This window comes from Streptomyces sp. NPDC026377 (assembly GCF_055567715.1).
Genome location: NZ_JBVHPV010000002.1, coordinates 263,008 through 285,444, shown reverse-complemented (window position 1 = coordinate 285,444; position 22,437 = coordinate 263,008). Strand labels below are relative to the sequence as shown.

The following is a 22,437-nucleotide window of genomic DNA, read 5'->3' as shown; positions in this document are numbered from 1 at the left end:
AGGCAACCCCCCAGGGGCGCGGGGAACTGCGTAAGCCCCCAGCCACGGCCCCGCAGAACGTGCGGACGAGCGCGCCCACCGGACGGGTCCGGCGGGGCCGCCGCCGGGGTGGCGCCGCGGGCCCGTGGGGGGCCGGGGTCCGAGGGAGGGCGCGGCCGAGGGGGTCGGGCTACTCGTCCTCGTCGTCGAGGCGCGCCAGCCACGTGGCGAGGCGCTCGACCGGGACCTCGAAATCGGGGTTCAGGTCGACGAACGTGCGCAGCTGGTCGGCAAGCCACTCGAAGGTGACCTCCTCCTCGCCGCGCCGCTTCGCCAGCTCCTCGATGCCGCGGTCGGTGAAGTACACAACGTGCTCCTGAACGTACGGGAATGTTCCCCTCCAGGGTATCCGCCGCTTTCGAAGGGGTCCCCTGCAACCGTCGGGCCGATTACCCTCGTCATCTCAAGTCAGGGGAGCTTGCGACTGGTTCAGGGGGCGGCCATGGCGCATGTACGGGAGATCGAGCTGCCGGGCGGGGCCGTGGTGCTCGCCCGGGTCTCCGCCGCCGGGGGGTACGCGGCGGACGACGACGACGTCGGCGTGATCGAGAACGCCGTGGCCCGCGTGGAGCGGCTGGGCGAGCTGATCGCCGGGGTCGGGCGGTCCGTGCTGGACGCGGCCGCCGCCGCGCGGCCCGACGAGGCGAGCGTCAGCTTCGGCGTCGAGCTGGCCGTCCGGGCGGGGGCGGCCGTCGCCATCCTCGCCGACGGGGAGGCCACGACGTCCCTTCAGGTCACGCTGGTGTGGCGGCGGGAGGACCAGCCGGCGCCCCCGGTCCCCCCACCGCCGCCCGGCCCGCCGCACGTGCCCCCGGCCCCCGGCGGCCCGGCCGATGCCTGAGCACGCGCACGACCCCTTCATCGACGACCTGGCGCGCTCGGCCACCGTTCACCTGCTCCCGGGCGCCGGCGGCACGATGTGGGGCAGCGGCTTCTTCGTCGCCCCCGGCTGGGTGCTGACCTGCGCGCACGTTCTGCGCCCGCATCTGGCCGGGGACCGCGAGCGCCTCTTCTACGTCGGCGGCGACCGGCTCGGCGAGGACCCGCTGCCCGCCCGGCTCGCGGCCTGGCTGGTCGACGACGACCTGCGCGGCGACACCGTGCCCGTCGAGCAGGACCTGGCGCTGGTCCGCCTCGTCGAGGAGGACGTGGAGCACGAGTGCGTCTGGCTCAGCGACTGCGCCGACCCGCCCGGCGCCACCGGCGCCGTGGTCTACGCCTTCCGGCCCGAGCAGGGCCCGCAGCGCTGGCAGACCGCCATCGACATCCGTACGTACGACGGCAGTTACGGGTTCCGCTTCCACACCACCGAGTTCCCCAAAGGGGTCTCCGGCGGGCCCGTGGTCGATCCCCACACCGGCGCCGTCGTCGCCGTGATGAAGTCGCGCCAGGTCGAACGCGGCGGCGGACGGGCCATCGCGCTCCCCGCGCTGCGCCGTTTCGGCGACCTCTACCGCACGGTGCTCGCCGAGCACGACCGCTGGCACGGCGGCGAGCCCCGGCTCAGCGGCTACAACACCTGGGTCGACCGGCAGCAGCAGTTGCCCGCCGCCGGGCTGCACCGCACCCCCGAGCAGTGGAGTCCGTACGACCGGCGCGCGGCCCTGCGCCTGCTCGCCTCCGTGCCGGGGCCCGGCGGGGTGCCGCCGGTCGCGAAGCTGGCCCGCAAGGCCCGCGGTGGGATCGCGCCGCCCGCGAGCCTGCCCGACCCGCGCACCTGGCGCGACGGCCACGGCCTGCTCTACGAGGCGCACCGCCCGATGCCCGCCATCGCCTTCCTGCACTACCTCAAGCTCGTCGTGGAGTACGAGCGCGGGCGCGGCGGCGACCCGGCGCAGCTCGCCGCCTGGGTGAACGAGCGGCTGCGCGGCATCCCGCCGGTGGTGCACACCGTGGTCACCGAGGCGCGGCTGCCCGAGGGGCTGCTGCCGGTGCTCGGGCCCGGGGCGCCCGAGGAGATCCTGACCGTCCTGCCGTACCCCACACGCGAGCGCGGCGGCGCCGTCGTCACCGTCGAGCTGGAGCCGCTCTCCGACGCGCCCGACCGGTTCTACTGGCGCATCCGGGTGCACGACGGCGACCGGGAGGGCTCCAGACCCGTGGCCGAGGAGTGCCGCGGCGACGGGGTGGCCCCCGGCGAGCTCATCCGGCGGCTGCGCCGGCCGCTGGTCACCGCGTTCCAGAGCGTCGACACCGACGACTGCCCGGCCCCCCTCGAAGTCGCCCTGCCCGCCGACCACTTCGACACCGCCGTGCACCGCTGGCAGCTCACCGAGATCGGACGCCTGTACCGGCCGCCCTACCTCGGGGTGCAGCGGCGGGTGGTGCTGCGCGACCTCGACCGGCGCGGCGGGCCCGACCCGGAGTGGCGGATGCGCTGGGACGCGCTGATGGCCGCCGAGGAGCTGACCGCGGTGGCCGCGCCGCAGCCGGGCAGGGCGCCCCGGCCGCACCACTTCGCCGAGATGGAGCCGGGCGCGGTGCCGGTGCTGTGCCGGCCCGCCGGGCGCGGGGTCGGCGGCGCGGCCATGCGGATGGCGCTGGAGGCCGGCCACGGGGTGGCGCTCTGGCACAGCGACGCCCACCCCGAACAGGGCTGCCACGACCTGTGCGTGGCCGTGCGGGCCGGGGCGGCCGACCTGCTCGGCCAGGCGAAGGACCCCACTGAGCTCCCGGACCGGCTGCGCCGTATCAGGGAGGAGATCAGCGATTCCAAGGATGCCCAGCACTGGGCGGAGGGTGTGGCGATGCTCTACGACGACCCGGACCGGCCGCTGCCGGACCTCCAGCGGCTGGACGCGCCGTGATACGCCGTGACGGCGTGCCCGCGACGGGCACGCCGCGCGCCGCCGTGCGCCCGGCCAAGCGCCGCTGTGACCGCCTGTGCGTCCGCCCGCCCGGACCGGGAGCGGCGAACGCCTTTCGGCGGCCCGTGAGTGGGTACGTTCCGACTGGACCTCGACTCGCAACGAGACTTCGACCCGCAACGACACGTGGCCAAGAAGTGGTGCCCCGCCGACCGTCGACGAGGAGCGAGCGATGGACGACTGGCTGATCTACCGAGGGTGCGGGGCACCGGATCCCGAGCGGATCCGCGCCCTGCCCCCGCCGCCCCGCTGGCGCACCTTCGACGGCGAGCCGCGCCCGTACACGGTGCCGGACATCGACATCGCCTCCCGGCGCAGGCTCGGCGACCGCGTCTCGGAGCTGTCCGCGCACGACACCGAGACCCTCCAGCTGATCAACGCGGCGCTCTATCTGCGCCGCCCGCTGCTGATCACCGGGGAGCCGGGCTCGGGCAAGTCGACACTGGCGCACTCGATCGCGTACGAACTGGGGCTCGGCCGCGTCCTGCAATGGCCCATCACCAGCCGCGCCGAGCTCAAGGACGGGCTCTACACCTACGACGCCATCGGGCGGCTGCACGACGCGCAGCTCGCCGACGGCCAGGCCGACGACATCGGCCGCTACGTCCGCCTCGGCCCGCTCGGCACCGCGCTGCTGCCCGCCGCGCGCCCGCGCGTCCTGCTCATCGACGAGCTCGACAAGAGCGACATCGACCTGCCCAACGACCTGCTGAACGTGCTGGAGGAGGGCGAGTTCCCCGTCCCCGAGCTGGAGCGGATCGCCGACCGGCCCGGCCGCGACGTGGTGGAGGTCCTCACCGACGACGGTCTGCGGGTGGCGGTGGCGGGCGGCCGGATCCGCTGCCGGGCCTTTCCCGTCGCCGTCCTGACCAGCAACGGCGAGCGCGACTTCCCGGCGCCGCTGCTGCGCCGCTGCATCCATCTGCACCTCGACCCGCCCCGCGAGGAGCGCCTCGCGGCCTTCGTCCAGGCCCACTTCGGGGCCGGCGCCGACGAGCGCAACGTCGATCTGGTCAGCCGCTTCACCCGCGATGACGGCGACGGCGAGCTGCGCCCCACCGACCAGCTCCTGAACGCCATCTTCCTCACCCAGCAGGTGGGCGAGGAGGGGCCGGAGCGGCGCGAGGAGATGGCCGAGCTGCTGCTGCGCCCGCTGGACACCAGGCAGCGGTGACCCCGATGACCGCCGCCCGGGACCCGCGCCCTCCCCAGAGCGCCGTGAGCTCCACCCTCACGGCCCTGGTGGCGCGCCTTCGGGAGGCGGAGATCCAGCCGACGGCCCAGGAGCTGGCGGACGCGCTGTGGCTGGCGGAGTTCGCCGGGCCGCTCGCCCGGCCCCGGCCCCAGGCGACCGAGTCGGTGCCGCCGGTCGCGGGCGGCCCCGGCGTCAAACCGCCCGACCCCCTCGACGGGGCGGACCCCGCTCCCGCCGAACACCTCCCCGACCAGGGCGTTCCCGGCCGCTCCACGACACCCGGACACGGGGGCCAGGCCGAGCTGTTCACTCCCGGGCCCGGCACCGGCACCGGCCCCGGCCGGGGCGCCGGGGGCGCGCACCCGGCGGCCGGCCCGGGCGGGGTGCGGGTGGCGGCCCCCGCCGCGGCCACCCTGCCCGAACCGCTCGCCCTGCAACGGGCGTTACGTCCCCTCCAGCACTACCGCCCGCCCGCCCGCACCACCGGCCGCCGTCTGGACGAGCAGGCCACCGCCGACCGGGCGGCGGAGACCGGGCTGATCCTGCCGGTGCTGCGGCCCGACCGCCGCCGCCAGGCACGGCTCGCCCTGGTGATGGACGTCTCCTCCTCGACCGTGGTGTGGGAGCAGACCCTCGACGAGCTGCGCCAGGTGTGCGAACGGGCCGGGGCCTTCCGCGAGGTGCGCACGCACTTTCTGCACCAGGGTGAGGACGGGGGGCCGCGCGTGGGCACCGGCGTCGTCGACGGGGGCCACCTCGTGGACCCCTCCCAGTTCTGGGACCCGGGCGGACGCCGGCTCACGCTGCTGCTCAGCGACTGCGCGGGCCCGATGTGGCGCAGCGGCCGGCTCCAGCGGCTGCTGTACGGCTGGGCGCACACGGCCCCGCTCGCGGTGGTCCAGCCCCTGCCGCAGCGGATGTGGCGCTCCACCCATCTGCCCACCCGGCAAGGGGTGCTGCGGCGCCGCGAGGGCCCGGCCGGGCGGCTGGAGTTCCAGGCGCGCAGGCCCGAGCGGGGCCGTGACGCCCGCGGGCTGCCGGTCCCGGTGCTCGCCCTGCGCCAGTCGTCGTTCGGCGCCTGGGCGCGGCTGGTGAGCGGCTCCGCCGAGCAGACCATGGAGGCGGCCGTCGGCCGGGTCCGCGCCGACCACGCCCCCGCCGCCGGGAGCGCCCGCGCCGAGCAGGACCTCACGCCCGGCGAGCGGGTCGCCGCGTTCTGCGCCACCGCCTCGCCCGACGCCGCCCAGCTCGCCGCGTGCCTGTCGGCGGCGCCGCTGGTGCTGCCGGTGATGCAGCTGGTCCAGCGGGCGATGCTGGTCGACAGCGGCCCCGAGGTGCTGGCGGAGGTGCTGCTCAGCGGGCTGCTGCGGACCGACGAGGAGGAGAGCGGGCCGGGCCTGCCCGGCTACGCCTTCCTGGAAGGGGTGCGCGAGGAGCTGCTGGAACTGCTCGGCGCCGGAAGCGCGATCCTCGTCCTCAAGCACTGCTCGGAGTACGTGGAGCGGCGCTACGGGCGGACCGTGCGCAACTTCCCCGCCCTGGCCGCGGCCGTCCTCGCCGGCTCGGTCGACCCCGGCGGCAGCGCGCCCGCCGGCCCCGCCGACGACTCCCGGCTGCGGGTCTTCGCCCGGGTCTCGGCGCAGGTGCTGCGCCGCTTCGGCCGGCCCGACCAGTTCGTTCAGCCGGGCGGCGGCGGTGCCGGGCCGCGCGAGCTGTCCGACCGGGCCCGCGACTGCCTCGACCGCTTCCGCGCGTACGGCACGGTCCGCGACCTCGACATGGGCGTCCAACTGCTGAGCGCCGCCGTGCGCGCCGAGGAGCGCGTCGCCGAACGGGCCTACCTGTACGGCGAGTTGGCGCGGGCCCTGCTGCTGCGCTGGGAGCTGCGGCGCCTGGGCGAGGACCTGGGCGAGGCCCTGTCGGCGGTGGAGAACGCCCTGCCCTACGAGCGTCGCGCCCACCTCACCCTCGCCCGCGTCCTGGAGGCGATGGCGGACGAGGCGGAGTCGGGCCGGGCGAGGGCGGACGAGGCCTGGTGGCTACGGGCGCTGACCGGGCCCCAGGGGCCGCCGGGACGGCCGGGCGAGACCTGGCGGCTGCCCACGGCCCCCACGGCCCCCACGGCCCCCGAGACGCCCACGGCCCCCGAGACGCCCACGACCGTCGCGGCGACCGCCGCCGAACCGCGGCCCCGGCAGGCGCGCTCGCCCCACGAGGTCGCCGTGCATCTGCTCAACCGCGCCCACAGCAGTCTCGCGATCGTCAGCGGCATCCCCCCGGCCTCCGCCGCCCAGCGTGCCGACTGGCGGGCCGCCTCGCTGGCCCGGGTGCGGGTGCTGCGCCGCCTCGCGGAGCTGGAGCCGGCGTGGGCGGGCGGCTGCCTGGACAACGCGGTCCAGGTGACCGACGCGCTCCTGGAGGAGGGCCGCACCGCCGACGTCCTGCTGCTGCGCGGGGCGCTGCTGCTCGCCCTCGCCCGCCGCGCCGCCGCGGGCGGGGGCGAGGGAGCCGCGCTCACCGCCCGCGCGTACGCCGAGCGCGCCGCCGCCGACCTCTACGCCGGGTTCGAGACCCTGGCGCCGGGCTCGGTGGGCGACGCCGAGGTCAGCCGCGCCTGGCTGGACGTCGCCGACGCCGTGGAGCTCTCCCGGACCGACTCCGACGACGCCGCCCGGCTCACCGTCCTCGAAGCCCTCGACCAGGCCCGCCGCTACGCGGGCCCCGACCGCGAGGCCCAGACCGTGTGCCTGCTGCGGATGGCGAAGGTACTGCGCGAGCGGTACGGGACGACCCGCAGCCGCGTCCACCTCGACTCGGCCGTGGTGGCCTGGTCGGAGGCGCTGGAGCTGATGGGCCCGGACGACCCGCGCCGCGCCGCCGCCTGCGCCGAGCTCGGCGACGCGCTCACCGCCCGCGCCCGCGACACGGACTCCGTCGAGGACGCCCGGGGCGCGGTGCGCGCGCTGCGCCGGGCGCTCGACGAGACCTCCGAGTCCGACCCCGAACTGGCCCGCCGCCGCTATCTGCTGGGCGCGGCCCACGTCGGGCGCTTCCACGCCGAGGAGGTCCTCTCCGATCTGCACGAGGCCCACTGGATCCTGGGCGCCGCGGCCCGGGCGACCGACCGCCCCGCGGTCCTCGCCCGGATCTGGCTGCTGCGCGCCGAGGTGCTGCGGCTGCTGTCCGAGCGGACCGGCTCGCCCGCCCGGCTCGGCGAGGCGGCCGACCACGCGCTGCGCGCCGCCCAGGAGAGCCACGCGGCCGGGGAGCCCCTGACCGAGGCCGAGGCGCGCCGGACGCGGGCGCTGCTCCTGGAGCGCACGGCGGGCCCGGCCCGGGCACGGGAGGAGTACCGCGAGGTTCTGCGCGTCCTGTCCGCCGCGCCCCCGGGGGCGGCGCGCGACAAGGCCGAGGCGTTGAGCCGGGCGGAGACCGACCGGCTCGACGGCGAGCTGGGAGCGTCGTGACGGCGACCGCGACCGGCGGGGGAAGGGCGCGGCCGGACCCCGCGGCGCTGCCGGCCCTGCGCCCCCTGGCGGCCCGCGCCCCGGACGAGTGCGCCCACCCCGTCCTGGCCGCCGTCCTCGCCGGTCTGCGGGGGCGGCCCGCACCCGGCGGGCGCGCCGGGGCCTACTTCAGCGACGCCCCGGCGGCCGGGGCGTCCCCCAACGAGGCGGGGGCGTACTTCGCGGACACGCCCTCGGCCCGCCCCGTCGACGGCCCCGGCGACGGTTCCGGGAGGGCGCCGTGACCACCGCCGGGGAGCCCCGCTGGCCGCACCGCGAACTCGACCCGGAGACCGTGCGGCCCGTCCCGCTGCGCCAGTTCGTCCTGAAGGTCCACAGCCGGTGCAACCTCGCCTGCGACTACTGCTACATCTACCGCGGCCAGGACGCGAGCTGGCGCGAGCGCCCGGCCCGGGTCCCGGAGGCGACCGTGCGCCGCACCGCCCGGCGCATCGCCGAGCACGCCGCCGCCCACCGCCTCACCGCGCTCCGTATCGACCTGCACGGCGGCGAGCCGCTGCTCGGCGGCGCCGGACCCGTCCTGGCGTACACGGCGGAGGTGCGCCGGGCCGTGCGCGAGGCGGTCCGGGGCGTCGTGCCCGGCGGCTGCGAGGTCACCGCGACCGTGCAGACCAACGGCACCCTGCTCACCCCCCGCACCCTGGACCGCCTCACCGCCGCCCGCGTCCGGGTCGGGCTGAGCCTGGACGGGGGAGCGGCCCGGCTCAACACCCGCCGCACCGACCGCCGCGGCCGCCCCTCCTGGCCCGCCGTCGCCGAGGCGGCCCGGCTGCTGGCCCGGCGCCCCGGCGCGTACGCGGGCATCCTGTGCACCGTCGACCTCGCCGCCGACCCGGGGGACGTCTACCGCTCGCTGCTGGCGCTGCGCCCGCCCGGCATCGACCTGCTCCTGCCGCACGGCAACTGGGCCGCCCCGCCCCCGGGAATCGACCCGGCCCCGGTGCCCGGGCGGCGCCAGCGCCCCACCCCGTACGGGGACTGGCTGGTGCGGGTCTTCGACCTGTGGTGGGACGACGACCGGATGCGGACCGGGGTGCGCCTCTTCCAGGAGGTCGTGGCGCTGCTCCTCGGCGCGGCGAGCACGGTCGAGTCGGTGGGGCTCTCCCCGATGGTGGCGGTGGTGGTGGAGACCGACGGCGCGATCGAGCAGACGGGCGCGCTGCGCTCCGCGTACGAGGGCGCCTCCGCGACCGGACTCGACGTCTTCCGTCACTCCTTCGACCGGGCACTGCGCCACCCCGGCCTCGCCGCCCGCCAGTCGGGGACCGCCGGGCTCTCCCAAGACTGCGCGGTGTGCCCGGTACGGGAGGTGTGCGGGGGCGGCAACTACGCGCACCGATACGCCCCGTACAGCGGATTCCTCCACCCCAGCGTCTACTGCGCCGACCTGGAGCGCCTCATCCGTCACATCGCGGCCCGGCTCGCGGAAGCCGACGGACCCCGGCGGGGAGGCCCGTGACCGTCAACTCCCGCTCACCGACACGTGATACGCGACTCAGCCGTCCTTACCCCGATGTGCCCGGCAGAGCCCTACCGGGCGCCCGGCCCTCCCGCTTGTCCGGCTGGGGGTCCGGGGGTTGTCCCCCGGGAGGACGCAGCGTGACGCACAATTGAAGGTGCGCGCACATCCAGCAGCTTCCGGCCCGAGCCGAGGGAGTCCGCCGCATGTCCGACCACGAGGGTGCCGTGGAGCCCACGCCGCCCGAGCCGGCCGAGGAATCACCCCGCGTCACGGTGCTCTTCGCCGGGCAGAGCCAGGCCTGGGCCGACTGGATCGGCCAGCAGCTGGAGCGGGCGGGGCACCCCGCCGTGCTCATCAGATGGGATCCGCTGCACCTCAAGCCCGCCGACTCCGCCCTGGCCGACCTGCTGGAGCCGCCCGGCCGCATCCTGGTCGTCCTGGACGACTGGTACCTGCGGTTCGACTCGGAGAAGTACCAGGGCTGGGCCCGGCTGCTGCGCGACACCCTGCCCCGGCACCGCGACCGCGTCGCCGCCGTCAGCGTCACCGCCAGACCGCTGCCGCCCGCCGCCGCCACCCTGCGCCCGACGGCGCTGCGCGGGGTCGGCCCCGACGAGGCGCGCCGCCGGGTCCTGGAGTGCGCGGGTCCGGCCGCCCGCCCCGACGGAGTGGTCCTGGAGCGGCCCATCCGCTTCCCCGACGACCGCCCGGCGATCTGGAACGCGCCGCGTCGCAACCGCCAGTTCACCGGCCGCGAGGACGCCTTCGAGCGCATCCACGACATCCTGGCCGCCGCCGGCGAGGACGGCGGCCGGGTGGTGGTGCACGGGCTGAGCGGGGTCGGCAAGACACAGACGGCGATGGAGTACGTGCACCGGTTCGCCGGCGAGTACGACATCGTCTGGTGGGTCGGCGCCGCCGCCAAGGCCGGCGCCCGCGAGGGCTTCGCGGCGCTCGCCCCGGCCCTCGGCCTGTCCCAGGGCAGCCGGCTGGGCGAGGTCATCACGGCCGTGCGCGGCGCGCTGGAGGCGTCCTGCCGCCGCTGGCTGGTGGTCTTCGACGGCGTCGAGAGCCCGGAGGCGGTCGCGGAGCTGGTCCCCGAGGGCCCCGGGCACGTCCTGGTCACCGCCAACTCGCCGGAGTGGCCGGGCCTGGGCGCCCAGCTGGTGCAGCTGCCGCCCTTCGACCGGGAGGAGAGCGTCGCCTTCGCCCGGCGGCGCGCCGAGCGGCTGGGCGAGCAGGAGGCGGACCGGCTCGCGGAGGCCGTCCAGGACCTGCCGCTGCTGCTCGATCAGACCGCCACCTGGATCGCCAACAACCCGGCGGCCTCCATCGACGACTATGTGCGCGGGATCAGCCAGGACGACCCGCACACCGTCTCCACCATGCCCTCGCGCGAGTATCCGGCGAGCTTCCAGGCCGCCTGGTCCAGGACGCTCAACAGCCTCAACGAGACCTCCGCGGAGGCGTGGGAGCTGCTCAAGCTCCTCGCCCACTTCTCCCCGGACTCCGTCCCCCTGCGCCTGCTCCAGAACGCCCGGGTCAGCGATCTGCCCCAGCACCTCGCCGCCCTGGTCACCGACCCCAGCAGCTGGAACTCGGCGCTGCGCACGCTCTCCCGGGTCACCTCCACACCGCTGGAGTACGACGACCCCGGCCGGCTCGGCACCCGTACCGTCGGCTCCCTGCGCATCCACCGGCTGCTGCACCGCTTCGTACGGGCCAGCCTGCCCGAGCAGGAGCACGAGCGGGCCACCGCCACCGCCTGCCGGGTGCTGGTCGCCGCCGATCCGCGCGACCCGGCGGGCTCGCACAACTGGCCGCGCTACGCCGAGCTCATCCCGCACCTGGAGCCCTCCGGCGCGCTTACCTCCACCGACCCGGACGTGCGCCGCCTGGTTCTGAACTGCGTCGAGTACCTGCGGGTGCGCGGCGAGTTCCGCGAGGGGCGCCGGCTCAGCGGCCTCGCGGTGGAGTCCTGGCGGCCCGTGTCGGGCCCCACCGACGGTCTGGTCCTGGTCGCCACCCACCAGCTCGCGCACAACTACCGCCAGCTGGGCGAGTACGGGCGCGCCGAGGAGCTGGGCCGCGACACGCTCCGGCGGCTGATGGCCGAGGGCCGCGGCGGCATCGAGGTGGTCCGCGCCAAGAACGGCCTGGGCGGCACGCTGATGGTGCTCGGCAAGTACGCCGAGGCGCGCGCCCTGTTCGAGGAGGCGGCGGGGGAGACCGCGGCCCTGCTGGGCGACTGGAAGGTGCCCCGGCTCCTGGCGATCCGCCACAACCTTGCGGTCACCCTGGCCCTCCAGGGGCACTACGCCAAGTCGCTCTCGCGCCACGAGGAGGTCCTGGAGGAGTGCATCTCCGTCCTGGGCGGCAAGGACCACCTCACCCTCCAGTGCGGCTCCTTCACCGCCCAGATGCTCCGCCTGATGGGGCGGTACGGGGAGGCGCTGACCATCCAGGAGTACAACCACCGCCTGCACCGCCAGGTGCTGGGCGCCGACCATCCGCAGACCCTGATGGCCCAGCACAACCTGGCCCTGTGCCTGCGCCGCGACGGTGAGCCCGAGCGGGCCAGGGGGCTGCTCCAGGAGGCCCGCGAGGCGATGCTGCGGCGGGCCGAGGCGACCGCGTACACCTGCGACTACGCCATGCTCCTGCGCGAGCTCGGCCGCCACGACGAGGCGCACCGGCTTGCCTCGGAGGCGGCCGCCGGGTACGAACGGCTGCTGGGCCCGGAACACCCGTACACGATCGGCGCGTACGACAACGTGGCCCTGGTGCTGCGCGAGATGGGCGAGCACGGCCCGGCGCGCGAACTGGCCGAGCGGAATCTGCGGGCCTTCACCCGGGCCCTGGGCCATGTCCACCCCTGGACGCTGGGGTGCGCCCTGAACACCGCGTCCGCGCGGGCCGCCGACGGCGACCTGCCGGGCGCGGCCGACCTCGGGCGCTCCGCGCTGGTGCGGGCGGTCACCTCGGTCGGCCAGACACATGTCCTCGCGGTCAACCTCCAGGCGGGCCTCGCCCAGGACCTGCGGGCGCTCGGCCGCCGGGCCCAGGCCGCCGAGCTGCTCCGGGACGCGGTGACGACCCTGACGGCGGCTCTGGGGGAGAACCACCGCCAGAGCGCGTACATGAGGAGCGGGGCCCGGCCGTACTGGGACTTCGAGCCGATGCCGGTGTGAGGTGACCGGCGCCGGGCGGCGGCGCCGGGCGGCCGTCCGTCGGGGGCGTCCTGAGTGTGAGCAAGGCCACCCTTGGCCGGGATTTGACGTTTCTCTGACACTCCGCTGACGTGGAGCTGCCGATTCCTGTACCTGGACGGGCAGTTCCTGTGCTTCGTGGCCGAACTCCGCGCTGCCGCGCACGGCCCCGTCTTGAAGCGGAGCACGATCATCAAGATCCTTGATGAGGCCCGGGACACCGCTCAAGGGCCGCTCCCTTGCGGTGGGCGACGATTCGACGTGCCGGACCTCTCTCCTGCCGGGGCGAGAGGCCAACTCCTCATGCCTCCAGGAGGGTTTGCCATGACTCAAGGCGACACGATCGGCGCCGGGCCGCCGGCCGCGGCGGCGGGAGCGCCCAGCCGGGCGCGGACCGGACGCCTGGGGAAGGCGACCGGGTTACGCACGGTCGCCACCCGCGACGGCTGGCTGCGCCCCGAGGCGAGCCGGCTGCCCTCCCTGACGGGACTGCGCTTCCCCGCGGCCCTCCTGGTCTTCCTCAACCACACCGGACTGCCGTTCCCGTTCCTGCGCCTGGTCAAGGACGACGACGCGGCGATGGACTGGTTCGACGTCACCCGCAACGCGGGCGCCCTCGGCGTCACGTTCTTCTTCGTCCTCAGCGGATTCGTGCTCACCTGGGCCGTCCGGGAAACGGACACCACCCGCGCCTTCTGGCGCCGCCGACTCGTGAAGATCTACCCGAACTACGCGATCACCTGGCTGCTGGCGATGGTCCTCTTCGCCTCCGCCTATACGCCGACGCGCACCGCGATCCTGAACCTGCTCATGGTCCACGTCTGGGTCCCTAAATTCGACGTGATCTCCAGTGTGAACCAGCCGAGCTGGTCGCTGGGATGCGAATTGCTCTTCTATCTCTCCTTCCCGCTGCTGCACAAGGTATTCCGCCGCATCCGGGCCGGGCACCTCAAGTACTGGATATCCGGGGTCACGGCGGCCATCATCGCGACGCCGTTCTTCACCTACCTCCTGCTGCCCGACGACCCGAACTTCCCCGGCGGTCTCGCGCTCGGCGCCCGCGCCTCCACCGACCAGTACTGGTTCGCCTACAACTTCCCGCCCGTGCGCCTGCTCGACTTCGCGCTGGGCATGCTCGTCGCTCAGGCGGTCCTCAACGGCCGCTGGTGGAACATCGGCATGACCTGGTCGACCGTGCTGCTGGCCGGCAGCTATGTGTGGTGCTCCCATGTGCCGTTCCTGTACTCGCAGCGGTCCATGACCATCATCCCGATCATCTTCCTGATCGCCGCCGCCGCCATCGCCGACTCCAGGGAACAATTCACACCCTTCCGCAATCGCGTGATGATCTGGCTGGGAGAAGTGTCGTTCGCCTTCTACCTCGTCCACTTCGTCGTCCTCGCCTATGTGCGCAAGTGGCTCGGTCACGACCTGTACTCGGTGCCGCAGACCATCGGCATCGTCCTCGTGGAATTCACGATCGCCCTGCTCGCCTCCTGGGCGCTGTACGCACTCGTCGAGCGCCCCATCACCCGTAACTGGTCAAAGCCCCGGCACCCCAAGGCCGCGGCGAGCTGACCCGCTCCGAACCACTTGCATTCAAGTGGAGTTCAAGATTCGACTGTAAGGATTCCCCCCATGAAGACCATCGCGCTCATCACAGGTGCCAACAAAGGAATCGGATTCGAGATCGCGCGCCAGCTCGGCGAGCTGGGAATCACCGCGATCGTGGGCGCACGCGACGAAAAGCTGGGCAGGGCCGCCGCCGAGGAGCTCGGTCAGCCGTTCGTGCGCATCGATGTGACCGACCCGGAGAGCATCAAGAAGGCCGCCACCTATATCGACCTGGCCTACGGCAAGCTCGACATCCTGGTGAACAACGCCGGCATCACCGTCTCCCACGAGGACGGAAAGCCCAGCGTCACCTCGCTGGAGACGATGCGCTCGGTCTACGAGACGAACGTCTTCGGTGTGGTCGCGGTGACCAACGCCTTCCTGCCGCTGCTGCGCAAGTCGCCGGCGGGCCGGATCGTCAACCAGTCCAGCGAGATGGGCTCGCTCACCAACGTGCTCGACCAGGACCACCCGATCTGGCACGTGAACAACCTGCCGTACAACTCCTCCAAGACCGCGCTGAACATGATCACGGTGTCCTACGCCAAGGAGCTGTGGGACACCCCGATCAAGGTCAACGCGGTCGACCCGGGCTGGTGCCGCACCGACATCACCGGCGGCGAGGGCTACAAGTCGGCCGAACAGGGCGCGGCGATCGCCGTGAAGCTCGCCACCCTGGACGCGGACGGCCCCACCGCCACGTTCGTCCAGGACCAGGGCGCCCTGCCCTGGTAGGGGCTTTCCCCCCGACTCCCCCCACTTCTCCCCACCCGTACTGCTGAAGGAAGACCAACGATGTCCACTCCCCGGATGAAGAACCCGGCGCAGGTGCTGCCCGACGCGATGACGGCCATCCTGGGCCTGATCAAGTCGATCCGTAAGGCCGGTGTCGAGGACGCCACCCTCGAACTGGTCCACCTGCGCGCCAGCCAGATCAACGGCTGCGGCCCCTGCCTGGACGCGTCGGCGAAGGCCGCGCAGAAGGCGGGCGTCTCCGAGGAGCGCATCTTCTCGGTGGGCGCCTGGCGCGAGACGCCGTTCTACAGCGACGCCGAGCGTGCGGCGCTGGCGCTCACCGAGCACGTCACCCGGCTCGCCGACCGCGAGGACGCCGTGCCGGACGCCGTGTGGAACGAGGCCGCGGCGCACTACGACGAGCAGCAGCTGGCCGCCCTGGTCCTCCAGATCGGTGTGGTCAACCTCTTCAACCGCCTCAACGCCGCCACCCACCAGCAGGCGGGCCAGGCCTGGTAGCGGCCGCGCACACCGCCGGGGTCCATGTCCCCGGCGGTGTGCGGGAGTTGGCCGGCGCAGGGACCGGCGAACGAGCCCGCCGGCGGCGGACGTTGTCACATTTGCCGGGGTCGGTTCGTCAGGGGATTGACGGAACGCGAACCAGAAGGATGTGACCGATGGACGAGCGCGAGTGGCTGGCGCAGCGATTCGAGGAGAACCGGAGCCATCTGAGAGCGGTGGCCTACCGGATGCTCGGCTCGCTGAGCGAGGCCGACGACGCCGTTCAGGAGGCGTGGCTGAGGCTCAGCCGCGCCGAGACGGACGACATCGAGAACCTGGTCGGCTGGCTGACCACGATCGTGGGCCGGGTCTGCCTGGACATGCTGCGCTCGCGCCGGGCCCGGCGCGAGGACCCGCTGGAGGCACAGGTCACCGAGCCCGCCCTGGATCCGGAGGACGGCGCCGACCCCGAGCACCAGGCGCTCCTGGCCGACTCGGTGGGCCTGGCCCTGCTGGTCGTCCTGGAGACGCTCGACCCCGCCGAGCGCCTCGCGTTCGTCCTGCACGACATGTTCGCGGTGCCCTTCGAGGAGATCGCGCCCATCGTGGACCGCAGCCCCGCGGCCGCCCGGCAGCTGGCCAGCCGGGCCCGCCGCCGCGTCCAGGGCGTGAACACCCCGCCCGCCCCCGACCTCACCCGCCAGCGCGAGGTCGTCGAGGCGTTCCTCACCGCCGCCCGCGGCGGCGACTTCGATGCTCTGGTCGCCGTGCTCGACCCCGATGTCGTGGCCCGTTCGTACGCGGCGGACCGCCCCGGCGGCACGGTGCTGCGCGGCGCCGCCTCGGTGGCCCGGCAGGCCCTCACCTTCGCCCAGTTCGCCAAGTCCGCCGAGCCCGCCCTGGTGGACGGCTCGCCGGGCGTGGTGGCCGACCGCGGCAAGCCGACCTTCCGGGTGATGGGCTTCTGCTTCGCCGACTCGGTGATCACCGAGATCGAGGTCATCACCGACCCGGCGCGCCTGGACGCGCTGGACCTGGTCCTGCTGGAGTCCTGAGCCCGCGCCCCCTGAGGGCGTACGCGGGCGGGAACGGCCCGGGACCGCTGCGGCGGACCCGGGCCTTCGTCCGTCCAGGGAGGCATCGCCGCAGGTCAGATGCTGTTCTAAAACTATTTTTCGTCCAGCGGTCACATTCGTCGTGCGCGATCCGTCATATCAGTGACGGACGAGTCCGGGCCGGTGAGCCGAGGGGGGCAGCGCCGGCGGGGCCTCCGTCGCCCTCGTTCGGGGGCGCCCGTACGACAAGCCCCCGATGGAGAGCGGCCTTTGACACGTTCGTCCCGCGTCCGGAACAGAACTCTCGGGCGGCGTTCGGTACCCGACCGCGGTTGTGTCCGGCAGCCACCCGGCATCGCCGGGGGCGCTCTCACCTACTCGATCCTGCATAGTTTAGGAGTCTCGTAATGGCTGCCGCCGACTCACTCGCGCGGTCGGGACCCGGGGCTGGTTTCAAGCCCGGTGCGATCCTGGCGTTTGTGTGCCTGGGCCAGTTCATGGTCTTCATCGACGTGTCGATCGTGAACCTCGCCCTGCCGTCCATCCAGGACGGCCTCGACATGTCCGATGTCAGTCTGAACTACATCGTCACCGCCTACTCGACCGTGCTCGGCGGCTTCCTGCTGCTCGGCGGACGGCTCGCCGACACCTTCGGCCGGCGCAAGTTCCTCATGAGCGGCTTCCTGATCTTCGCCCTCGCCTCGCTCACCTCGGGTCTGGCGCAGAACGCCGCCATGCTGATCACCTCCCGCGGCTTCCAGGGCCTGGGCTCCGCGATGATCGCCCCCGCGGCGCTGTCGATCCTGACCAACACCTTCCCCGAGGGCGCCGAGCGCAACAAGGCGCTCGGTGTGTGGGGTTCGCTCGCCGGTATCGCCTCCATCCTCGGTGTGATCCTCGGCGGCGTCCTCGCCGACGGCCCCGGCTGGGAGTGGATCTTCTGGATCAACGTGCCGATCGGCGTGGTGCTGGCCATCCTCGCCCCGAAGATCGTCCCCGAGTCGAAGTCCGACGCCCCGCGCCAGCGCTTCGACTTCGCGGGCGCCGGGACGCTCACCGCCGGTCTGCTGCTCCTGATCTTCACCCTCGGTGAGGCCATCAACGTCGGCTGGGGCACCACCCGCACGATCGGCAGCCTGGTCGGCGTCGCCGTCCTGCTCGCCGCCTTCATCGTCATCGAGACCAAGGTCGAGGCGCCGATGATGCCGCTGCGCATCTTCCGCCTCAAGACGATGCGCGTCGCCAACATCTCCGCGATCCTCGTCTTCGGTACGTTCGGCGCGCTGTTCTTCTTCGCCAGCCTCTTCATGCAGCAGGCGTTCGGGTACTCCCCGATGAAGGCCGGCTTCGCCTATGTGCCGCTCGCCGTCTCGGTGGCCTTCGGCGCCGGTGCCGCCTCCGGCATCATCGCCAAGGTGGCGGCCCGCCCGGTGCTCGCCGTCGGTCTGACCCTCACCACCAGCGGTCTGCTCCTGCTGTGGCGCGCCCCGGCCGACGGCTCCTACGTGGTCGACCTGCTCCCCGCGTTCATCCTGCTCGGCCTCGGCTGCGGCATGGTCTTCGTGACCCTGCAGATCGCCGCCTTCGTCGGTATCCCGGACGAGGAGGCGGGTGTCGGCGCCGGTCTCATCAACACCAGCCAGGAGGCCGGTGGCGCCCTCGGTCTCGCCGTGATCGCGACCATCGCGTACAACGGCCTGGAGGACAAGCTCGCCAAGACCGGCGGTGACGCCGGCAAGATCCACGACATCCAGGCGACGGCCAACCACCACGCCTTCCTGGCCGCCGCGATCCTCTGCTTCAGCGCCCTGCTGGTCGCGCTGTTCTTCATGCCGAAGGGCGCCCAGTCGATGAGCTCGGCGCACGCGCACGGCACCGGCGACCCGGAGGCCGCGGGCACGCCCGAGGCCGCTGGCGTCGAGAAGTGATGACCCCTGTGAACCGCCCGCTCGCCGCATAGGGCCGGGCAGGCCGTGGCGCTCCTCCGCTGTCCGCGGGGGAGCGCCGTCGGTCGGTTGAGGGGCCGGTCCGTCCGGGGCCGCGCCCGGCGAGGAACGCCTGGAAGGACGTGTCCGCGATGTCGCTGCCCCCGGGGCGCACGAGCGCTGTGAAGGTCTCCGCCTCGGTGGAGGCGTTCCTCGCCGAACCGCTCGTCGCCACGCTGACCACCCTGCGGCCCGACGGCTCGCCGCACGTGGCGCCCGTCCGGTTCACCTGGGACGCGGCGTCGGGGCTCGCGCGGGTCATGACGGTGGCCACCTCGCGCAAGGCCCGCAACGTGCTGGCCGCCCCGGGCGGCCGGGCCGTCCTGTGCCAGGTGGAGGGGTTCGCCTGGGTCGCCCTGGAGGGCACGGCCACGGTCTCGGACGACCCGGAGCGGGTGGCCGAGGGAGTGAAGCGCTATGCCAGACGCTATTGGTCGGCGCCGCCGAATCCGCCCGGCCGGGTGGTTCTGGAGATCGCCGTCGACCGGGTCATGAACCTCAATACATGAGGCCCCTCCCGTAATTCCCCGCACGTTCCGCGAACGCGGCACCCCCGGACGATGAATCCGGTGGTGCCGCGTTTTCTGTTCGTCTCCCCTTTTTACGGAACAACCCCCGCGCCCCATAAGCGACTTGAGTCGTACTCAGGTAGTGGCTGCCAGCATCGGCCATATCGGCTGAACCATGTCATCCACTGCACGAGGAGTGCGCACATGACCCAGGGCGCAATTGTTGTCGGGGCCGGTCCGGTAGGACTCATGCTCGCCGGAGAACTCCGCCTTGCCGGTGTGGAGGTCGCCCTCTACGACAAGCTTCCGGCCCCCAGCGGAGAATCGCGCGGACTCGGATTCACCGGCCGTACGGCCGAAGTCCTCGACCAGCGCGGCCTGCTGACGAAGCTCGGCGACATCCGCTGGGGCAAGCAGGGCCACTTCGGCGGCGTCCGCATCAACTTCGATGAGCTGGACGAGAGCCACTACGGCATCATGGGCCTGGCCCAGTCCCGCACCGAGGAGACCCTCGGCGCCTGGGTCGAGGAGCTGGGCGTCACCGTCCGGCGCGGATACGAGGTCACCGGCTACCGGGAGACCGAGGACGGCGTCGTCGTCGTGTACGAGGGCCCCGACGGGCCCGGCGAGGAGGCGGCCCAGTACCTCGTCGGCACCGACGGCGGCCGCTCCACGATACGCCGCCTCGCCGGCATCGACTTCCCCGGTGAGCCCGCCACCCGCGGGATGTACCTGGCCGACGTGGTCGGCGCCGGGCTGCGGATGCGTCCCATCGGCGAGCGCATCGAGGGCGGCGGCATGGTCCTCTCGGTCACCCTGGAGCCGGGCGTCGACCGCATCGTCATCCACGAGCCCGGGGTGCGCCCGCACCACGGCGAGGGCGAGCTGAAGTTCTCCGAGCTCGCGGACGCCTGGGAGCGCATGACCGGCGAGGACATCCACGGCGCGAGCGCCCGCTGGATGTGCGCGCTGACCAACGCCACCGGCCAGGCCACCGACTACCGCAAGGGCCGGGTCTTCCTCGCCGGTGACGCCGCCCACGACCACGCGCCGCTGGGCGCCCAGGGCGTCAGCGTCGGCCTCCAGGACGCCGTCAACCTCGGCTGGAAGCTGGCCGCGGCCATCAAGGGCCAGGCCCCCGACGACCTGCTCGACACCTACCACTCCGAGCGGCACCCGGTCGGCGAGCAACTGCTGCGCAACACGCTCGCCCAGTCCCTGATCTACCTCAGCGGCGAGGAGATGGAGCCGCTGCGCGCCGTGCTGCGCGAGCTGGTGCAGATCCCGGACGCCGCCCGCCATCTGGCCGGACTGGTCAGCGGCCTGGACGTCCGGTACGACGTCGACACCGACGGCACCGGCCACCCGCTCCTCGGGCTGCGCCTGGCCCCGGGCCGCGAGGTCGAGCTCGCCGAGGGAGGCCGGGTCCGGGTCGCCGAGCTGCTGCACAGCGCGCGCGGTGTCCTGATCACCACCGGTGACTCGTACGAGGCCGCCGAGCTCGCCGCGGGCTGGGCGGACCGCGTCGATGTGGTCACCGGCGCCTGGGTGCCCTCCGCGGCCGCCGCCGACCAGGACCCCGAGGCCGTGCTCGTCCGCCCCGACGGACACATCGTCTGGGCCGCGCCCGACGGCGGCAAGCTCCGGGACGCGCTTGAGCGGTGGTTCGGCGCGGCTCAAGTGGCCGGATAGAAGCTGAAGGCGCATCACCGGCCGCCACCCTGCCGAGGGCCTGTCCGGCGCCTACCCGCCGGACAGGCCCTGGCCGCACGCCCACCCCCAGCACCGTCCGAAAGGGAACCCCACCATGACCGTCCTCGTCACCGGCAGCAGCGGCAAAGTCGGCTCGCATCTCGTGAGGCTGCTGGCCGCGCGGGGCGTCGCCGTACGCGCCGGCTCGCGCAGCCCCGAGAAGCTCACGCTGCCCGAGGGCGTCGAGGCCGTGAAGCTGGCGCTCGACGAGCCCGCCGACTTCCCCGCAGCCCTCGCCGGGGTCACCTCGGTGTTCCTGTACTGCGAGGCCGCCGCGATCGGCGAGTTCGTCGAGCGGGCCGAACAGGCGGGTGTCGAGCACGTCGTCATCATGTCCGCCGACGCGGTGCTGCGCCCCGACGCCGCCGTCAACCCGATCGCCGCGCCCCACCTCGCCGTCGAGCAGGCGCTCGCCGCTTCCTCGATCACCTCGACCCCGCTGAACTGCGGCGCCCTCGCCAGCAACGCCATGCCGTGGGCCTGGCAGCTCAAGGCGCGCGGCACGGTCGGCCTGCCCTACCCCAACAGCTACGCCGACCCGGTCAACGAGCGGGACGTCGCCGAGGCGGCGCTCGCCGTGCTCACCGACCCCTCGCTGCGCGGCCGTTCGTACCACCTCACCGGCCCCGAGGCGCTCACCTTCACCCAGCACATCGCGGCCATCGAGGCCGCCGCGGGCCGGTCCATCCCGGTCGCCGAGGTCCCCCCGGCGGTGTGGCGCGCGAACAAGCCCGACTTCATGCCGGGCGACATCGCGGACGCGCTGCTCGACCTGTGGGCGGCCAGCTCCTCTCCCGTCCCGCTCACCGATGACGTCGAGAAGCTGACCGGCCACCCCGCGCGGCCCTTCTCCGAGTGGGCCGAGGAGTACGCGGGCCCCTTCCGCGGCTGACGGCCCCCGGGCCCCCGCACCTGCCACCCCCCACAGGCAACGGCAAGTCCCCCCATGCAGGCACACGTAGGACAGGTAGGACGCAGCATGTCGCTGGACCGCAGAAAGATGATCAGCCTGGGCGCCGGGTCCGCCGCCCTCGCGATGGCCGGCGGGGTCGCCGCCGCCGAACCCGCCGGGGCCGCCCCGAGGCACCGCGTCCCCACGGACGCCGCCCTGGCCAGGTCCCTGCCCGGCGGTTTCCGCAGCCACCACGGGTACGGGGGCGGCGTACGGCTGCACTACGTCGCCGGAGGTTCGGGCGAACCGGTGGTCCTGCTCGCGGGCTGGCCCCAGACCTGGTGGGCCTGGCGGCACGTCATGCCGGAGCTGGCCCGCGCCGGCCACCGCGTGATCGCGGTCGACATCCGCGGCATGGGCGGCTCCGACAAGCCGCAGGGCGGCTACGACAAGAAGACGATGGCCCGCGACGTGTACGAGCTGGTGCGCTCGCTCGGCCACAGCCGGGTGAACGTCGTCGGCCACGACATGGGCGCGATGGTGGCGTACAGCTTCGCCGCCAACCACCCGGCGGCCACCCGCAGGCTCGCGCTCGTCGACACCCTGCACGTCGACGAGACCCAGTACGACATCCCGCTGCTGCCCCGCCCCGGCCAGGGCTTCAACCTCTGGTGGTGGGCGTTCAACCAGGTGCAGGGGCTGCCCGAGCAGCTGGCCGCCGGCCGGATGCGGCACATCGTCGACTGGCTCTTCGCCCACTCCCTCGCCGACCAGAGCCTCGTCCCCGACTTCGACCGCGCCGTCTACGCCCAGCGCTACGACGCGCCCGACGCCGTACGGGCCGGGACCGCCTGGTACAAGGCCGCCCACCAGGACATCGCGGATCTGAAGACCTACGGCAAGGTCACCGCGCCCGTGCTCGGCATCGGCTCCCAGCTCACCTACGGCCAGTTCCGGCAGGTCCTGCCGACGCTGGCGCCGGACGTCCGCGTGGTCCACGCGGACCGGTCCATCCACTACATCCCCGAGGAGCAGCCCGAGCTGCTCACCCGCGAGCTGCTCACGTTCCTCGCCTGACCGGCCCGATCCGGGGCG

At 73.8% G+C, this 22,437-nt stretch carries 17 protein-coding genes; 16 read left to right on the top strand and 1 reads right to left on the bottom strand.

The genetic code is table 11. The annotated features are described in order from the left end of the window. Nucleotides 1-169 precede the first annotated feature (169 nt). The gene (locus ACZ4MU_RS05360) at nt 170-346 is read right to left on the bottom strand and encodes a DUF6104 family protein (RefSeq protein WP_467871213.1); all 177 of its coding nucleotides are present in this window, start codon (nt 344-346) and stop codon (nt 170-172) included. A 135-nt stretch (nt 347-481) separates the two neighbouring features. Here ACZ4MU_RS05360 and ACZ4MU_RS05355 point away from each other — a divergent pair, with 135 nt between their 5' ends. The 16 genes from ACZ4MU_RS05355 to ACZ4MU_RS05280 all read left to right on the top strand — a co-directional run bounded on the left by ACZ4MU_RS05355 (nt 482) and on the right by ACZ4MU_RS05280 (nt 22,419). Next, nucleotides 482-880 carry a CU044_2847 family protein gene (locus tag ACZ4MU_RS05355; protein ID WP_467871210.1) on the top strand — a complete coding sequence of 133 codons (399 nt, stop codon included), beginning with the start codon at nt 482-484 and terminating at the stop codon, nt 878-880. Beyond that, nucleotides 873-2,846 carry a VMAP-C domain-containing protein gene (locus ACZ4MU_RS05350; protein ID WP_467871207.1) on the top strand — a complete coding sequence of 658 codons (1,974 nt, stop codon included), beginning with the start codon at nt 873-875 and terminating at the stop codon, nt 2,844-2,846. The genes ACZ4MU_RS05355 and ACZ4MU_RS05350 overlap by 8 nt, the downstream gene beginning before the upstream one ends. Nucleotides 2,847-3,078: 232 nt before the next feature. Next, nucleotides 3,079-4,080 carry an AAA family ATPase gene (locus tag ACZ4MU_RS05345; protein ID WP_467871204.1) on the top strand — a complete coding sequence of 334 codons (1,002 nt, stop codon included), beginning with the start codon at nt 3,079-3,081 and terminating at the stop codon, nt 4,078-4,080. Between the two features lie 44 nt (nt 4,081-4,124). Then, the gene (locus ACZ4MU_RS05340) at nt 4,125-7,568 is read left to right on the top strand and encodes an SAV_2336 N-terminal domain-related protein (RefSeq protein WP_467871201.1); all 3,444 of its coding nucleotides are present in this window, start codon (nt 4,125-4,127) and stop codon (nt 7,566-7,568) included. Further along, entirely contained in the window at nt 7,565-7,852 is a 288-nt protein-coding gene (locus ACZ4MU_RS05335) for a hypothetical protein (protein ID WP_467871198.1), read from the top strand. Before ACZ4MU_RS05340 ends, ACZ4MU_RS05335 begins: the two co-directional genes overlap by 4 nt. After that, nucleotides 7,849-9,087, top strand: coding sequence for an FxsB family cyclophane-forming radical SAM/SPASM peptide maturase (locus ACZ4MU_RS05330; protein WP_467871196.1), 1,239 nt, complete (start codon nt 7,849-7,851; stop codon nt 9,085-9,087). The genes ACZ4MU_RS05335 and ACZ4MU_RS05330 overlap by 4 nt, the downstream gene beginning before the upstream one ends. 206 nt (nt 9,088-9,293) lie before the next feature. Next, nucleotides 9,294-12,281, top strand: coding sequence for an FxSxx-COOH system tetratricopeptide repeat protein (gene fxsT, locus ACZ4MU_RS05325; protein WP_467871193.1), 2,988 nt, complete (start codon nt 9,294-9,296; stop codon nt 12,279-12,281). A 342-nt stretch (nt 12,282-12,623) separates the two neighbouring features. Continuing rightward, nucleotides 12,624-13,877, top strand: coding sequence for an acyltransferase family protein (locus ACZ4MU_RS05320; protein ID WP_467871190.1), 1,254 nt, complete (start codon nt 12,624-12,626; stop codon nt 13,875-13,877). Between the two features lie 60 nt (nt 13,878-13,937). Continuing rightward, nucleotides 13,938-14,648 carry an SDR family oxidoreductase gene (locus ACZ4MU_RS05315; protein ID WP_467871187.1) on the top strand — a complete coding sequence of 237 codons (711 nt, stop codon included), beginning with the start codon at nt 13,938-13,940 and terminating at the stop codon, nt 14,646-14,648. A 60-nt stretch (nt 14,649-14,708) separates the two neighbouring features. Beyond that, entirely contained in the window at nt 14,709-15,167 is a 459-nt protein-coding gene (locus tag ACZ4MU_RS05310) for a carboxymuconolactone decarboxylase family protein (RefSeq protein ID WP_467871185.1), read from the top strand. A 158-nt stretch (nt 15,168-15,325) separates the two neighbouring features. Then, nucleotides 15,326-16,204 carry a sigma-70 family RNA polymerase sigma factor gene (locus ACZ4MU_RS05305; protein ID WP_467871182.1) on the top strand — a complete coding sequence of 293 codons (879 nt, stop codon included), beginning with the start codon at nt 15,326-15,328 and terminating at the stop codon, nt 16,202-16,204. A 407-nt stretch (nt 16,205-16,611) separates the two neighbouring features. Beyond that, complete coding sequence (locus ACZ4MU_RS05300; RefSeq protein ID WP_467871179.1) at nt 16,612-18,132, top strand: MFS transporter; 1,521 nt, start codon at nt 16,612-16,614, stop codon at nt 18,130-18,132. A gap of 149 nt (nt 18,133-18,281) precedes the next feature. Continuing rightward, a complete protein-coding gene (locus tag ACZ4MU_RS05295) occupies nt 18,282-18,698 on the top strand; it encodes a pyridoxamine 5'-phosphate oxidase family protein (protein WP_467871176.1) in 417 nt (138 codons plus the stop codon). Nucleotides 18,699-18,902: 204 nt separating this feature from the next. Continuing rightward, nucleotides 18,903-20,390 (top strand): FAD-dependent monooxygenase, encoded by a 1,488-nt coding sequence (locus tag ACZ4MU_RS05290; RefSeq protein ID WP_467871174.1) that lies wholly within the window; start codon nt 18,903-18,905, stop codon nt 20,388-20,390. A 115-nt stretch (nt 20,391-20,505) separates the two neighbouring features. Next, the gene (locus ACZ4MU_RS05285; protein ID WP_467871171.1) at nt 20,506-21,342 is read left to right on the top strand and encodes an NAD(P)H-binding protein; all 837 of its coding nucleotides are present in this window, start codon (nt 20,506-20,508) and stop codon (nt 21,340-21,342) included. A gap of 87 nt (nt 21,343-21,429) precedes the next feature. Next, nucleotides 21,430-22,419: an alpha/beta fold hydrolase gene (locus tag ACZ4MU_RS05280; RefSeq protein WP_467871168.1), complete on the top strand. Its 990-nt coding sequence runs from the start codon at nt 21,430-21,432 to the stop codon at nt 22,417-22,419. The last annotated feature ends 18 nt before the right edge of the window (nt 22,420-22,437 follow it).

Excerpts from the sequence above, each read along its gene's own strand:
- ACZ4MU_RS05355 (WP_467871210.1), top strand. The coding sequence starts at position 482 with ATGGCGCATGTACGGGAGATCGAGCTGCCGGGCGGGGCCGTGGTGCTC.
- ACZ4MU_RS05350 (WP_467871207.1), top strand. The coding sequence starts at position 873 with ATGCCTGAGCACGCGCACGACCCCTTCATCGACGACCTGGCGCGCTCG.
- ACZ4MU_RS05345 (WP_467871204.1), top strand. The coding sequence starts at position 3,079 with ATGGACGACTGGCTGATCTACCGAGGGTGCGGGGCACCGGATCCCGAG.
- fxsT (WP_467871193.1), top strand. The coding sequence starts at position 9,294 with ATGTCCGACCACGAGGGTGCCGTGGAGCCCACGCCGCCCGAGCCGGCC.
- ACZ4MU_RS05320 (WP_467871190.1), top strand. The coding sequence starts at position 12,624 with ATGACTCAAGGCGACACGATCGGCGCCGGGCCGCCGGCCGCGGCGGCG.
- ACZ4MU_RS05315 (WP_467871187.1), top strand. The coding sequence starts at position 13,938 with ATGAAGACCATCGCGCTCATCACAGGTGCCAACAAAGGAATCGGATTC.
- ACZ4MU_RS05310 (WP_467871185.1), top strand. The coding sequence starts at position 14,709 with ATGTCCACTCCCCGGATGAAGAACCCGGCGCAGGTGCTGCCCGACGCG.
- ACZ4MU_RS05305 (WP_467871182.1), top strand. The coding sequence starts at position 15,326 with ATGGACGAGCGCGAGTGGCTGGCGCAGCGATTCGAGGAGAACCGGAGC.
- ACZ4MU_RS05300 (WP_467871179.1), top strand. The coding sequence starts at position 16,612 with ATGGCTGCCGCCGACTCACTCGCGCGGTCGGGACCCGGGGCTGGTTTC.
- ACZ4MU_RS05295 (WP_467871176.1), top strand. The coding sequence starts at position 18,282 with ATGTCGCTGCCCCCGGGGCGCACGAGCGCTGTGAAGGTCTCCGCCTCG.
- ACZ4MU_RS05290 (WP_467871174.1), top strand. The coding sequence starts at position 18,903 with ATGACCCAGGGCGCAATTGTTGTCGGGGCCGGTCCGGTAGGACTCATG.
- ACZ4MU_RS05285 (WP_467871171.1), top strand. The coding sequence starts at position 20,506 with ATGACCGTCCTCGTCACCGGCAGCAGCGGCAAAGTCGGCTCGCATCTC.
- ACZ4MU_RS05280 (WP_467871168.1), top strand. The coding sequence starts at position 21,430 with ATGTCGCTGGACCGCAGAAAGATGATCAGCCTGGGCGCCGGGTCCGCC.